This window comes from Flagellimonas ulvae (genome assembly GCF_049333175.1).
In the GTDB taxonomy this organism is placed as follows: Bacteria; Bacteroidota; Bacteroidia; order Flavobacteriales; family Flavobacteriaceae; genus Flagellimonas.
Genome location: NZ_CP186325.1, coordinates 2,656,179 through 2,670,386 on the forward strand (window position 1 = coordinate 2,656,179; position 14,208 = coordinate 2,670,386).

General features: G+C 37.4%; 17 protein-coding genes and 2 tRNA genes. 10 read left to right on the forward strand and 9 right to left on the reverse strand.

Going from position 1 to position 14,208, the window contains the following annotated elements; translation table 11 throughout:
* Positions 1-33: 33 nt before the first annotated feature.
* The 7 genes from ACOKFD_RS12185 to ACOKFD_RS12215 all read left to right on the forward strand — a co-directional run bounded on the left by ACOKFD_RS12185 (position 34) and on the right by ACOKFD_RS12215 (position 5,296).
* Positions 34-459 (forward strand): MFS transporter, encoded by a 426-nt coding sequence (locus ACOKFD_RS12185; RefSeq protein WP_422858174.1) that lies wholly within the window; start codon positions 34-36, stop codon positions 457-459.
* Entirely contained in the window at positions 456-920 is a 465-nt protein-coding gene (locus tag ACOKFD_RS12190) for a Crp/Fnr family transcriptional regulator (protein WP_422858175.1), read from the forward strand. Before ACOKFD_RS12185 ends, ACOKFD_RS12190 begins: the two co-directional genes overlap by 4 nt.
* An 82-nt stretch (positions 921-1,002) precedes the next feature.
* Positions 1,003-1,434: a hypothetical protein gene (locus ACOKFD_RS12195; protein WP_422858176.1), complete on the forward strand. Its 432-nt coding sequence runs from the start codon at positions 1,003-1,005 to the stop codon at positions 1,432-1,434.
* Between the two features lie 121 nt (positions 1,435-1,555).
* Positions 1,556-1,903: a hypothetical protein gene (locus ACOKFD_RS12200; RefSeq protein WP_422858177.1), complete on the forward strand. Its 348-nt coding sequence runs from the start codon at positions 1,556-1,558 to the stop codon at positions 1,901-1,903.
* A 72-nt stretch (positions 1,904-1,975) separates the two neighbouring features.
* The gene (locus ACOKFD_RS12205; RefSeq protein ID WP_422858178.1) at positions 1,976-3,394 is read left to right on the forward strand and encodes a S41 family peptidase; all 1,419 of its coding nucleotides are present in this window, start codon (positions 1,976-1,978) and stop codon (positions 3,392-3,394) included.
* 74 nt (positions 3,395-3,468) lie between these two features.
* A complete protein-coding gene (gene dcm, locus ACOKFD_RS12210; RefSeq protein ID WP_422858179.1) occupies positions 3,469-4,713 on the forward strand; it encodes a DNA (cytosine-5-)-methyltransferase in 1,245 nt (414 codons plus the stop codon).
* A gap of 61 nt (positions 4,714-4,774) precedes the next feature.
* Positions 4,775-5,296: a hypothetical protein gene (locus ACOKFD_RS12215; RefSeq protein ID WP_422858180.1), complete on the forward strand. Its 522-nt coding sequence runs from the start codon at positions 4,775-4,777 to the stop codon at positions 5,294-5,296.
* Between the two features lie 174 nt (positions 5,297-5,470).
* On the opposite strand, the gene ACOKFD_RS12220 is transcribed toward ACOKFD_RS12215, so the two are convergent.
* The 5 genes from ACOKFD_RS12220 to rpiB form a co-directional block, all read right to left on the reverse strand.
* Positions 5,471-5,893 (reverse strand): SRPBCC family protein, encoded by a 423-nt coding sequence (locus tag ACOKFD_RS12220; protein ID WP_422858181.1) that lies wholly within the window; start codon positions 5,891-5,893, stop codon positions 5,471-5,473.
* Between the two features lie 74 nt (positions 5,894-5,967).
* Positions 5,968-6,519: a GNAT family N-acetyltransferase gene (locus ACOKFD_RS12225; RefSeq protein WP_422858182.1), complete on the reverse strand. Its 552-nt coding sequence runs from the start codon at positions 6,517-6,519 to the stop codon at positions 5,968-5,970.
* Positions 6,520-6,567: 48 nt separating this feature from the next.
* Entirely contained in the window at positions 6,568-7,011 is a 444-nt protein-coding gene (locus ACOKFD_RS12230; protein ID WP_422858183.1) for a GNAT family N-acetyltransferase, read from the reverse strand.
* Entirely contained in the window at positions 7,011-7,931 is a 921-nt protein-coding gene (locus ACOKFD_RS12235; protein ID WP_422858184.1) for a cation diffusion facilitator family transporter, read from the reverse strand. Before ACOKFD_RS12235 ends, ACOKFD_RS12230 begins: the two co-directional genes overlap by 1 nt.
* Before the next feature lie 12 nt (positions 7,932-7,943).
* On the reverse strand, positions 7,944-8,375 hold the full coding sequence (gene rpiB / locus ACOKFD_RS12240) for a ribose 5-phosphate isomerase B (RefSeq protein ID WP_298996168.1): 432 nt from the start codon (positions 8,373-8,375) through the stop codon (positions 7,944-7,946).
* A gap of 594 nt (positions 8,376-8,969) precedes the next feature.
* Here rpiB and rnr point away from each other — a divergent pair.
* The 3 genes from rnr to ACOKFD_RS12255 are packed head-to-tail and all read left to right on the forward strand — an operon-like array spanning position 8,970 to position 12,531.
* Positions 8,970-11,153, forward strand: a complete 2,184-nt coding sequence (gene rnr, locus ACOKFD_RS12245) for a ribonuclease R (RefSeq protein ID WP_422858185.1) — start codon at positions 8,970-8,972, stop codon at positions 11,151-11,153.
* 32 nt (positions 11,154-11,185) lie between these two features.
* On the forward strand, positions 11,186-11,863 hold the full coding sequence (locus ACOKFD_RS12250; RefSeq protein ID WP_422858186.1) for a head GIN domain-containing protein: 678 nt from the start codon (positions 11,186-11,188) through the stop codon (positions 11,861-11,863).
* A 5-nt stretch (positions 11,864-11,868) separates the two neighbouring features.
* Positions 11,869-12,531, forward strand: coding sequence for a LysE family translocator (locus ACOKFD_RS12255; RefSeq protein ID WP_422858187.1), 663 nt, complete (start codon positions 11,869-11,871; stop codon positions 12,529-12,531).
* Positions 12,532-12,560: 29 nt separating this feature from the next.
* Here ACOKFD_RS12255 and ACOKFD_RS12260 read toward each other — a convergent pair.
* From ACOKFD_RS12260 to ACOKFD_RS12275, 4 genes are all read right to left on the reverse strand, one after another.
* Positions 12,561-12,631, reverse strand: a tRNA-Cys gene (locus tag ACOKFD_RS12260).
* Positions 12,632-12,718: 87 nt separating this feature from the next.
* Positions 12,719-12,790: transfer RNA gene (locus tag ACOKFD_RS12265), tRNA-Cys, on the reverse strand.
* Between the two features lie 56 nt (positions 12,791-12,846).
* A complete protein-coding gene (gene folB, locus ACOKFD_RS12270) occupies positions 12,847-13,203 on the reverse strand; it encodes a dihydroneopterin aldolase (protein WP_298996161.1) in 357 nt (118 codons plus the stop codon).
* A gap of 38 nt (positions 13,204-13,241) precedes the next feature.
* Positions 13,242-14,192: a PorP/SprF family type IX secretion system membrane protein gene (locus tag ACOKFD_RS12275; protein ID WP_298996160.1), complete on the reverse strand. Its 951-nt coding sequence runs from the start codon at positions 14,190-14,192 to the stop codon at positions 13,242-13,244.
* Between the last annotated feature and the right edge of the window lie 16 nt (positions 14,193-14,208).

A 14,208-nucleotide genomic window follows, 5' to 3' on the forward strand; every position in this document is an offset into this window, starting at 1 on the left:
TAACTTACCCACTAACAAGTATCAACGAATAATATGGACGAAAAGCTGAAACCAATCAAAATCATACATATTGGACTATGTGTTGGGATAACCTTCGCCTATTTTTTTCTGGGAGAGTTACAAACTCTAGAATTCATGAACATTCCAAAAATAGATGCCAACACCCTAATCTATCTTTTTTTAGGTGTTTCTGCCATTTTTTTGGGAAACATAGTTTACAGGCAACAATTGAAAGCTGTAGATTCAAAGTTAAAAATGGAAGAAAGAGTCGGTGCCTATCAAACAGCATGCATTATACGTTGGGCCATACTTGAAGGTGCCGCATTTTTGATTCTCTTTCTAAAGAAAGAGCTTTTGATAATTGGCTTGTTTCTTATTTTATATATGATTTTTACCAAGCCTTCTTTAGGAAGCATGGAACGTGATTTTGCAGCAGTAGGCAAACAGAAATCCAGATGAAGCGAATCCATGTAAAGAAGGGAGAAATACTTCAAAGAAGAGGGGAACTTGACAGCAAGGTCTATCATGTGGTTTCGGGGCTTTTGCGAAGCTATACCTTAGATGAAAAGGGAAAAGAACACATTTTTATGTTTGCCCCTGAAAACTGGACTGTTGGGGATAACCTACCTAAAGATGTTCCCTGTGAGCTTTACATTGATGCCTTGGAAGAATCCGATGTTTGGGTTTTACAAAAAGATATTAAACGAGAAGCACAAAATGTTGGCGCCTTTCTCAAACGGCTTTCTGTTTTGCAAAAACGAATCATAATGCTCATGAGTGCTTCAGCCATTGAACGCTTTGAACATTTTGAGAAGACCTATCCAGATATCATTCAACGTGTCCCACAAAAAATGATAGCCTCATACTTAGGAATAGCTCCAGAAACTTTGAGCAAAATTAAACGAGAACGATACAAATAAACCCGCCTCCATTTCTTAATCTAGGTTAATGGATTCTTTATCTGTAAATGAGATATTACGCCAAAATCCTAATAGTACTTTCATGAAAAACATCTCTCTCTTTTTAAGAATCGCTGCCGTCTTATGGATTATTTGGGGTTTGGTGCACATTTTTGCTGGAGTAATGACCATGAAGGGTGTGCTTACAAACGACATTTCTGCTTCTGTGAGTGGAATTGCTGATGCTGTGGATCCTGAAAGCCTTCAATTTGACTACCCACAAGCCTCAGGTGCCATTATTGGGCAACATGGATTCAACTTATTCTGGATAGGCTTGGTAACCTTCATCTGTGCTTTTTACATCTGGAAAGGAAACAAAAATGCCATATTTTTGGCTGCCATTACTGGAGGTTTAGCAGATTTGGGTTACTTCTTATTTATGGATTCTCGGGGGATTCGTAAAATTTATGCCCGGTACTGTGATGACAATATTTTCTTCACTGGCCATTATCACCAGTTTTTACGCCTATTATAAAAATAAAACTGCGCATTGATTTAGCTGAAGCGATAACATTTATAGTGGGGCTGATCATCTCATTTTGACTATAAAGCTCTTTTTGAAAACTATTTGTATTTTCACTCTAAAACCAATGTTATTGAAAAACCGCCTTCTATTTTGTGTGCTTTTCCCTCTTCTTTTCCTAAGTTGTTATACCTACAAGTCTATAGGAGCTGAAGATATTAAAGAGGGTAAACTGTATAGTTTTCAATTGGTAGAAGGCAAGCTTATTGAGGCAAAATGTAAAAAAGTTTATTCTGATTACTTTCTATTTGACATTAACCAAAACTCCGTCAAAATCCCAATAGACCAAATTGAATCTGTAGAGCGAAAGAAAGTTTCCGCAGTAAAGCTATTAGGGGGTGCAGCACTAACAACTACAGCTGCCCTTCTAATTTTTGAAAATGGAAAAGAGCCCATATTTGTGGAAGAAATATCCAACTAGAGTTCCTTGAAACAATAAAGAAGCTGTAACATTTGAGACTTGGGTTAATCTTTAATTCAAACTCTCAAAACAATGCGGCATCTTATAGTATTTACTTGTATTCTTTTTATTTTCTCATGCAAGAACGAAAAATCCACACCCCAAAGCAAAGAAGGGGTTTGGCAAGCTATTGGCTATGGAAGAATTCTAGATATAGGTAAAGATTCCTTTTCTTTTTACGATACCTCCTCCATCTCTTGCCTGCCTCTTCAGAAGGGAAACATTGCTTCTTTTGGAAACAATCTAAAACTAAGAAACGATACTTTGGTGCAACTAAAGGGTACTGGGGTTTATGAATATATCCGATTGGATAAAATGCCGGATATATGTGCTGAACCTTTATCAGATTACAAGAAAAAAGACCCTATTTATAATTTTGAAGTATATGCGGAAGCTATCAAAAACAACTACGCCTATTTTGAGGACAATAAAATAAATTGGGATAGCTTATATACAACCAACCGAAACAAAATTTCCAGAACAACCACAAATCTGGACCTTTATCTGGTGATGAAAGAAATTATGACCGCTCTCAAGGACAATCATGGGTACGTTGAGCCCTCAGATGAAGTTTATGAACAAGTATTTTCTTTGGAAAATGAGACCGAATCCGAAACGGAAGAGGATGAATTTCCTGAATATGGGGACTTTCAAATGGCTAAACTAGTTTCAGACACTTTCCTTGAAGAAGATTTTACTGTTGACTCTCCCATTATCAGTTGGGGCAAACTGAATGGAAATATGGGATATATCCACGTGAAAAGCATGTGGTTATATGCAGACCTAGATCTACCTGATTCTTTGGTGCAGAAAAATGGATATATAAGCACCTATATAGATGCTTTTACCCAAATGAATGAAGCAGAATACATTGAGGAGGAAAGAAAAGGTGTCTCTAAAATTATAAGTCGCGCCATACAAGATCTACAAAATACAGATTCAATCATCATAGATGTCCGTTTCAACGGAGGGGGGCAAGATGTGGTAAGTCTTGAAATACTGAAGCAATTCAATGACCGACGCAGAAAGGTCGCCAGTAAAAAAACAAAAACCGAAAATGGGTATACACCGGAGATTTCCATTTATTTGGAAGCGTCCGAAAATGCCTATCTAAAGCCTATGTTCTTGCTCACTTCCCAACAATCGGCCAGCGCCACTGATTTTTTTGTGATGGCTTCAAAAGTACTTCCTCATGTTACTCGTATCGGTTCCCGAACTCAAGGGGCTTTATCCGATGCTTTGGAAAAGCCTCTCCCCAACGGATGGTCGTTTGCAATTTCCAACGAGGTGTATTACGATATGGATGGCATTTGTTATGAGTCAATCGGTATTCCTCCCCATTACGACCTTGATTATCCAGAAGACCGACAAGCATTTTTTAGGGGTGTTGCCCAAAACCTTCAGGAGGACAAAGAGGCTATTCTTAAAGCCATTAAAACTTTAAAAAGATAGGTTAATATGTATCCTGTTAAAAAGTTCGCTTTTGGTTCCCGCTCATAATTTAGCCACAAACGCTACTTTTGAAAATGCGAAAATTGAAGGTTTGTGAACTTTTTGCAGGGGTTGGCGGATTTCGATTAGGTCTGGAAAACACTGAAAAGTTTGAAGTGGTCTGGAGCAATCAATGGGAGCCCTCAACCAAAACACAACACGCTTCAATGGTCTACGAGGCCCGTTTCGGGTCAGATAATCATTCCAATGCCAACATTGAAGAAGTTCCAACTTCAGAGATTCCAGACCATGATATTTTAGTAGGTGGATTTCCCTGTCAAGACTATTCCGTAGCGACTACTTTGAAAAATTCCAAGGGGCTAATTGGTAAAAAAGGCGTGTTATGGTGGTCTATTCATCGCATCCTTTCTGAAAAGAAAAACAAACCAAAATACCTACTTTTTGAAAATGTGGACCGCTTGCTTAAATCCCCTTCTGCTCAAAGAGGCCGAGACTTTGCTGTTATGCTGAAAAGTCTTAACGATTTGGGCTATGCTGTAGAATGGCGGGTAATCAATGCCGCCGAGTATGGAATGGGACAACGCCGGAGGCGTGTGTTTTTTCTGGGGTATCATAAATCCACTTCAGTTTATGAGCAGTTCATCCGACAAAACCCAAAAGAATGGCTTTTGGAATGTGGGAGCGTGACTTCTTCGTTTCCTGTAAAACAAAAAGGAACCCTCAAATCTTTTACTTTGGACAATGATTTGGTTTCCCTCTCCAACTCCTTCAATTTAGGCCAAGGGCTTTCCCCTTTTCAAAATTCCGGCGTCTGTTTCAAGAATGAAGTATATACAATAAGCACCGCTCCAGATTATAGCGGAAATAGGATTGTGCTTTCGGATATTTTAGAACATCAACAGCCCGGCCCTGAATTTTACATCCCTGAAGACGACATCCCTAAATGGAAATATCTAAAGGGTGCCAAAAAAGAAACTCGCAAGACCAAAGAAGGTTTTGCCTACCATTATAGCGAGGGAAGCATGGTTTTCCCAGATGCGCTTGATCAACCTTCCAGAACCATAATAACCGGTGAAGGCGGAAAGTCTCCGTCCCGGTTTAAACACGTAGTCCAAACCTCTTCAGGATTGCGAAGACTCACTCCTATTGAATTGGAACGGTTGAACCAATTTCCCGACAACCACACGCAATTGGAAGGCATTTCCAACACTAAAAGAGCCTTTTTTATGGGCAATGCTTTAGTGGTTGGGATCGTGGAAAAACTGGGTAATGTGCTGTTCCAGAAAATAAAAACCCTTGAAAAGCAACTTCAAAACTGATCTAGCCCAAGAGAAAAGACTAACCCCCTTATTGGATTCCTATTATCGCAAAAATTTAAAAATGTATGATTTTAAGCGCGTGCATAGTCTGGAGCAGCAATTGAGTGGGATTGACCTCATCCTCACCCACAAAAAGACAGGTGAAGTCTACTTTGTAGACGAAAAAGCACAGTTGGATTACCTCAATAAAAACTTGCCCACTTTTGCTTTTGAGCTCTTCTACACCAAGAACGAAACCCTAAAACACGGTTGGTTATTTGATAGCGAAAAAAAAACCCAGATGTATGCTTTGGTTACTAATATCCAAAAAGAAAATGACAGCTTTACAGCTTGCAATATTACCTTTGTAAACCGAAATAAGCTGCTTTACTTTTTGACTGACAACGGTCTAGACGAAGCTTTTCTCAAAAATCAGGTATTGGAACATTTAGGTTTTCATGGGAAAATGGAGCTGTCTGGTTTGGATTTACGTAAAGAGGGGCATGTTCATTTTTCAAACAAAAACAAAGCCGAACAACCTATTAATCTGGTACTGCAATTGGCGTTTTTAAAAGAAATTAGGGTGGCAAGGAGATTTGTTTAATTTTTTTTGGTTTGCTTCATTTTTTCAGTGATATATCTTTCCACATAATTCTTGTCCTGCAAATTTCTTAAAATCAACAATTCGTGATTTTTATGCGTCCTGTACGTTAGAAGGTATTTTGTTTTCCCGCTTCGTGTTAGTTCCTTGAATTCAAAGTAAGATGATAGATTTGTATTAATTGTCTAGGTATCCTTGATTCCATGTCTTCTTTGGGTCATGGTTTCTTAAATCACATTGAAAGTCCACGGCTGCTTTCAAATTCATTAATACTGAGACCCATCCTGCATGAACCTCATTGAACTCATCATCCGGAACATTTTCATTGATTAAGGTAACATCAGTTCCTCCATCATCCAAAGGTTCTAATTCAAATCTCACCAAACTTTCAAAATAGTCCAAGCAGAATTTCTGGTTAGGAACAGATTTCAAAATTTTACTATTATACGTCTGACCATTAGGGAAAACAAAATGTACCATATTGTCTTCTTCATTTGCTTTTTCAGCCCAAAATTTTGCTCTTCCTTCAGAAGTAGAAAGAAAACTGAAAACTGTTTTTGGGCTTGATTTTAAATGTACCTTCCAAGTAATTGTTTTCATATTTTCTTATGGATTGTTAATACCTAATTTACCACCTTTTTCACCATCCCAATATGCAGAATTTCATCCTTAGCTCATGTAGGTTCTTTTTTATCTGTTGCTAAAATTGCGTAATGAAAATTATCAGACCAACCGTCTTTAAGAGGTAGTACTTTTCGTTTTCTACCCTCTTGGGTCATGCCTACTTTTTCCAAGACCCTTATACTTCCTAAATTTTCTACAGCACATCCAGCTTCAATACGATGTAGTTTAAGTTCCCCAAAACCAAACTCTAAAATACGGTCCAGGGACTCGGTAGCATAACCTCTATTCCAAAACTTAGAGTGCAACTTATACCAAACTTCACCTATTTTAAATTTTGGTACTCCTAAGTTCAATGCAATAAGCCCAACAAATAACTTACTTTCTGATTCTTCTATTTTAAAAGTAAAATTCCTGTTTTTCTCTGAGTTATTTTTATCAATCCACTCCATGAGAACTTCCTTGGTCTCATCAATATTCCTCGGTATGCCTAAGGTGTTGAATCTATCCGTTTCTGGTAAAGAGTGAAGCTCGTGTATTTCTTCTAAGTCCTTCAAAGAAACTAGACGGATTAGCAATCTATCCGTTTTTAATGTGATATTCATTTGGAGATTATTGGCATTAAGCAGCTTGCTATAAAGTATAATCTTGTTTTATTCTTTTTTCACCATCCTCACATGTGGTATATTATCTTCGAGATAGCTTTCGCCTTGTTCCATAAAACCCAAATCTCTATAAAACTTCGTTAAATAGGTCTGGGCAGAGAGTTCAATAGCTCCGTTTGGAAAGTTCTCTTCTATTTCCTTTAAAGAGGCTTCCATAATGTCCTTTCCATAGCCGTATTGCCGAGCGTTTTGGGCAACCACCACTCGTCCAATGCTGGTATTTTCAAAATAATCACCAGGCTTAAATATTCGTGTATAGGCCACTACTTTATTGTCTTTTTTTCCTAGTACATGAATGGCTTTCTGGTCTTTATAGTCCAAATCTTGATAGGCGCACTCTTGTTCCACTACAAAGACTTCGCACCGTAAGGCCAAAATGGCGTAGAGTTCTGCCTTGCTCAATTCTTCAAAGGTTTTTATGTGGATTTCCATTAGTCCTGTACTATGATGTTTTTGGAATCACATTTGTCATATTCCGGTTGTATGTTCACATGATTTATGCCATGGCGTTGGTGTACGTGTTTTTCTATGCGTTCTAGAATTTTATCAAACTCCGAAAGCCGAATATCTTCTTTAAAATCTATGTGTGCTTCCATGTGGATTTCCTCCTCGTTCAATTGCCAAATATGCACATGGTGCACATTCTTTACCGCATCCAATTCACAAATAGAATTCACAATTTCTTGCACTTCAATGGATTTTGGCGTGAACAGCATCAACACTTTTGTAGATTCTTTTAGCAAGTAATACCCCATATAAATCAAATAAATGCCTATAGCCATAGTTAAGGCCGCATCTACCCAATACATCTGGAAAAACTTCATTAGAATTCCACCAATTAGGACCGCCACGGAAGCCATCATATCTGTTAATAAATGCAGATAGGCAGTTTTCATATTCATGTTCTCATTCGAATCCTTTTTTAAAAGCAGCACACTAAACCCATTGCCAAGAATCCCAATTAACGACATTGCTATAACCAGATTTGAGCCGATTTCTTCAGGTTGCCAAAATCGTTTTACGGCTTCAATCATAAGAAAAACTGCCACAATAACTAAGGTAGATGCATTAATGAACGCAGCTAATATTTCCGCACGCTTAAATCCAAAAGTTCTATCTGTACTGGCTTTTCGTTTTGCCAACTTCGTGGCTATAAAACTTATGATAAGGGACAGTACATCACTAAAATTGTGAAGGGCATCTGACAATAGGGCCAAACTCCCAGAAATGATACCACCAATAACCTGTGCTGCGGTAATACCTACATTAAGTAGAATGGAAAGGAGAAGGTTTCTCCCTTTTAAATCAGTGTGGCCATGTTCGTGGCCATGATGGTGATGGTGATGGGCCACAATTAAACTTTATTAGACGCAGGGCATTTTTTCTATTCGGCGTTCATGCCTTCCACCTTCAAATTTCGTGTTCAGAAAGGTTTCTACCATTTCCAAAGCTTGTGGTAATGCAATAAAACGTGCCGGAAGACTCAATATGTTAGCATCATTGTGCTCTCTAGCTAAAGCTACTATCTCTTTGTTCCAACATAACGCCCCTCGAATTCCCTGATGTTTGTTAATAGTCATGCTGGCGCCATTTCCTGAACCACATATAACAATACCCATATCTACTTCCCCATTTTCAACATCCTTAGCCACAGGATGTGTAAAATCAGGATAATCTACACTGTCCGTTCCGTCTGTTCCATAGTTTACAACCTCTATATCTTTTGATTTTAAAAGACCTACAATGGCGAGTTTGTATTCCGTTCCGGCATGGTCATTTCCTATAGCGATTTTCATGATATGTTTAGTTTAATGGTACTAAAATCAAAGGTACAATTCTTTTCTATGCACGATGTTGATAAAACTTTTTCACTATTTGTAATCACCTCATAAACAAGCCTTTTCAATAATCATCTATTTGTTAATCTTTTGAAGAAAACTACAAGAAATTAAATTTTGTTTTTACTTGATTTATTTCCATTACGAAAACCTTCGTAAACTTTTGGTAATATTCCATTAATATTTAATCAACATATTTCAATACAAAACATAGAGTAATTAACATTAAATCAATTTTTAATTTTCAATAAATCAATGTTGATATATGTTATTAATAGTCGTGAAGAAAAAACCTAACTCATTGATTTTAAATTTTCTTACCCTTGGAAAGATTGTGGATAAAAATATTCATCTGTTCAAAGCAAGCTTTCTTTAAAATATCTATTCCACATTTTAACATACTATCATAACCAACATTTTTTTAATTTTTAAAGAAAGAAAGAAAATATAATACTATTTCATGTTAATAAAAGATGTTGTTTTTGTTCTACCCAGTATACAGAACATCCGTAAAAGATTATAATTCGTATTTTTCACAAAATAAGATGGTTAATGTCGAAAAAAAAGAAAAGAGCGAGAAGCCAGAGGAAGAATGAGATAACCAAAGGTATTTTTACAATTTTAGAAAAAGAACCTTCCAAAAGTTTTAACTATAAACAAATAGCAGCTAAACTAGGTATTGATGAAACGCGAGATCGTAACGATCTTATTAAACGTTTGGGGCAACTGCGCGCCAGTGAAAGAATAGTTGAGGTAGAGCGTGGCAAGTTCCAGAAAAAACCTAATTTGAATACATGTTTTACTGGAAAAATTGATGTGACCAGTAGTGGCAATGCCTATGTAATTGTAGAAGATATGGAGCAGGACATCTTTGTCCCCTTCAATAGGCTGAACAGAGCATTTCATGGAGATATTGTAGAAGTTTTTCTAAAACCAAAACGTAATGGAAAGAAACCTGAAGGAGAGATTTCCAAAGTCTTGGAACGAAAGAAGAGTAGCTATGTGGGTATAGTTGACAAACAAAAAACCTTTGCTTTTGTACGTCCTACGGACCCGAAAATGTACACGGATATTTTTATTCCCATCGATAAACTGAAAAAGGCGGAACATGGAGATAAGGTATTGGTGAATCTTGAAAATTGGCCTCAAGATGCAGATTCTCCTTTTGGAGTAGTAATGGAAGTTTTAGGAAAGCCTGGAGAACATCAAACCGAGATTCACGCCATTCTAGCGGAGTATGGATTGCCTTATCAATTTCCATACGAAGTAGAACAATATGCCAACAAACTGGATACTTCCATTAAAGAAGAGGAAATTGCAAAACGGAGAGATATGCGAGAGGTGTTGACCTTCACGATTGATCCGAAAGATGCAAAAGACTTTGATGATGCGCTCTCTTTTCAAAAATTACAGAATGGAAACTTTGAAATAGGAATCCATATTGCCGATGTATCCCATTATTTGGAGCCAAATACCGTTTTAGATGATGAGGCCTATGAACGGGCCACCTCTGTATATTTGGTTGACAGAGTAGTTCCGATGTTGCCGGAGATTTTATCAAATAGGGCATGTTCGCTTAGACCCAATGAGGAAAAGTATACGTTTTCTGCTGTTTTTGAAATGGACGATAAGGCCAACTTAATCAATCAGTGGTTCGGGAGAACGGTCATTAATTCCAACGAACGTTTTGCATACGAAGAAGCACAACATATTATTGAAAGCAAATCAGGTACCATTCCAAAAGACATTTCCATTAGAAAAGATTTGTATTCAGTTGATGGTGATGTAGTTGATGCCATTTTGACTTTTGACGATTTGGCAAAAATCATGAGAAAACAGCGAATGGACGAAGGTGCCATTTCGTTTGATAAAATAGAAGTTCGTTTCAACCTGACTAAGGATAATGAGCCCGATGGGGTTTATTTTAAAGAATCTAAAGATGCCAATAAGCTTATTGAAGAATTTATGCTGTTGGCCAATAGAAAGGTGGCTGAATTTATTGGGAAGCAGAAAAAGACCTTTGTATATAGAATTCATGATGAACCGGACGAAGAAAAACTATTGGCTCTAAATGGAGTGATTTCAAGATTTGGTCATAGCATCAATCTTAAGGACAAAAAGAGCCTGAACAGTTCTCTAAATCAACTTTTAAAAGATGTAAGAGGGAAAAAAGAACAAAATTTAGTGGATACGTTGACCATTCGAAGTATGAGCAAAGCTATTTACACTACTGAAAATATAGGTCACTATGGTTTAGGTTTTGAATATTATACCCATTTTACATCACCAATCCGACGCTATCCAGATGTAATGGTACATAGGCTTCTTCAAAGTTATTTGGATAAGGAGAAGCAACCAAAGGCCGAGATTTATGAAGAAAAGTGTAAACACTCTTCGGATATGGAAATATTGGCTGCCAGTGCAGAACGAGATTCCATAAAGTATATGCAAATACGTTTTATGGAAAATCACAAAGACCAAGAGTTTTTGGGTGTAATTTCAGGGGTTACGGAATGGGGAATTTATGTAGAAATTATAGAGAATAAGTGTGAAGGAATGGTGCGGATTCGAGATATTAAGGACGACTATTATATTTTTGATGAGCGCCAGTATGCCATTATAGGTGAAAGGGGAAAAAAAATGTATCAGTTGGGGGATGAAGTTTGGGTAATGGTCAAGGATACTGATTTAGTTAAAAGACATTTAGATTTTTCTCTTCTTGGAAAAAGAGAATAGAATTTGTTGGAATAACCGCTAATTTTCAGCGTATGAAAACAATACAAAGTTTTTTATTCTTTCTATTGATTTTGGGTTTGCAGGCCCAAGAAAAAACAATCACCAGAGAACTGAACCCATTTTCAGAGGTAAAGGCGTTTGATGGATTATCCGTTAATCTGATTAAATCAAATGAAAATAAGGCGGTAATCAAAGGCGCAAATACCCATAAAGTTGCCATTGTTAACAACGGAGGGGTTTTGAAACTTCGCATGGAAATTGACAAAATATTTAGTGGGTATAGAACCTTTGTGGACCTTTATTATTCTGGAGAGTTAAAGGTGTTGGATACAAATGAAGATGCAAGGATATCTTCAGGAGAAACATTTGAACAAAATGTACTTGAGCTGAAGGCACAAGAGGGAGGAGAGTTGGAGATTGGTTGTCAAGTGGAACAACTCTTGATAAAGGCAGTAACTGGAGGAGATGTTATTACAAAAGGTTTCTCTAAAAATCAGGATATAATTATTAATACTGGGGGCAGTTACAACGGAAAAGAGTTTAAAACTGAGTTTACTACCATTTCTGTAAATGCCGGAGGAAGAGGAAGTATTTATGCGACGGAATATGTTAAAGCAACCGTTAAGGCTGGTGGTGAGGTTGAAGTGTACGGAGACCCATCAAAGATGGATGAGAAAACTGTATTTGGTGGTAAAATAAAAAGAATGTAATCAGGATGGTTGAGGATATTCAAACAGCGATTCCTTTAGGTTTTTTCCTGAGTTTTGTAATAGGACCTGTTTTTTTTGTGCTCTTAGAAACAAGTGCCACAAAAGGTTTTAGAGCGGCACTAAGCTTTGATATTGGTGTTATAGTCGCCGATATTGTATTCTTGCTCATTGCTTATTTCAGTAGTTTTCAATTGTTGGAGAATTTAAGCAACCAACCTGGACTGTTTGTATTTGGAGGGATGATTTTGCTGGTTTACGGTATTGTCATATTTGTACGAAAAGAAACTAAGAAAAAACCAGGACTTAAAATTAAGAAAGGTACTTACCTCGGATTAATGGTGAAGGGGTTTCTGTTGAATTTTATCAATATTGGGGTGTTGGCATTTTGGTTGGGTATGATGGTGATAGTTGGACCAAGTTTGGACAATGATGCCAATCGAATGGCCATCTTTTTTGGTACTGTCTTAGTAACCTACTTCAGTACAGATTTAATTAAAATCTTATTGGCAAAACAATTGAAGCGCTATCTTACGGAAGAACGAATAGTCCTCTTAAAAAAAGGATTAGGCGTTATTTTAATGGTTTGTGGAATTGTTTTGATAAGTAAAGGCTTTCTTCCAAAGGATAAATTCAACATTAAAGAAGGATTGGAACATATAAGGGAATAAAAAAAGCCGGTTCAAAACCGGCTTTTTAGAGGCATCGAGCGGATTCGAACCGCTGTACAAGCTTTTGCAGAGCTGTGCCTAGCCACTCGGCCACGATGCCAATGGTTGACAAAGCTAAAAATATTTTACGAATCTTTAAGATACAAAATGTCCTAAATGTAAGCTTTCACCGGAGTAAACGACCTAGAGGCATCGGGTGGACTCGAACCACCATAAAAACCTTTGCGAGATTTCGTCTATCCAATTCGACCACAATGCCTTAAGTAGCGAAATTATTAAAATCTTAATTATTATTGAGTTACTTAGGGAAGCATTTCAACGAGTATTCTCAATTTTTACCGAAACACTCTCCACGTCGCCTCCGATAGGTGGGTTTATTTTAGAGACCGATATTTCGACCTTATCAACTAACGGCAACTCATTTAAAATACGAGTTGAGATTCTTTGGGCAACATGTTCTAAAAGTTTCGAACGGATGGCCATCTCTTCCTTAACAATATTGTTCAGATGAACATAATCTACGGTTTCAGAAAGTTTATCAGAAAGAGAAGGCTTTTTCAGGTTGGCCCAGACTACCATATCAACTCGGTAATCACTTCCTATAAGCCCTTCTTCCCTAAGGCAACCATGATTGGCATGGACACGGATGTTATTAAGACTGATGCTTCCCACTTGCAAAGTGTTTTAAAGTGGGCGCTAAATTAATCAAATTAATAGGTACAACGACAGTTGCTTAATCCTTGGAATAAATCCATCCCAACGGTCAACACATGGGTTCCTGTACTGTAACCCAAAATTTCATTGGTTATAACCTGGTATGAATACCCAAAATAGAAGTTACTTTTCTTTAAACCAGCAATGGGAGCTATGTATAAAGGCTCTCCCAATTGATCGTTCAAGAAACGATAGGTGACACCCAAATAATAATAGTCCTCAAAATTGTGAAAACGGAACTTGGCATTTAAATCGGTAACAGAACGACCGTCGTTTTCAAACCATTGAAAGAAAACAGAAGGTTCAACCTCAAGTTTACTGTTTTTGTTTTTCATGAAACTATATCCAGTGTAGACGTAGTAGTTTCTTAATGTATTTGGCTCAAAAACCGGGTTGAATTGAGTCAAATCCTTGTTCAAGAGATTGGAGGCATTGACACTGAAATAAAACTTATCGTAACGGTACAAAGCGCCAATGTCAAAATTATGGTTAGTTGTTGCCCTATCGTCCGTAGGAAGTTGTCCGTTGAACTCTGTAAAATTCTCTACATCTATCCTAAACTGGTTAAAGTTATATGAAATACCAAAAGACAAAAAGATATCATCATATCTGTTCAAGGTAAGGTGGTGTGCAAAAGACACTCGAGAACCTCTCTGCTTGGTTTCTCCATTGCTATCATTGTAAAGAAGCATACCTATACCTGAGCGATTACCTACGCGTGCATCCGCTGCAAGAGTTTGGGTGTCTGGGGCATCCTCAATGCCTACCCATTGCGTAAGCCCGTTCAATCTAACTTTAATATGATCACCAATACCTGCATATGTGGGAGACATGATAAAGGGGTTATCCGCAATGTACTGGGACAACTGCGGTATGGTCAGCTCCTGACTTCTGCCAAAAAAGGCCAGAAAAAGGATTAAAATTGGGGTACAGAGTTTTTTAAACATGATTCAGTAGGTTAAG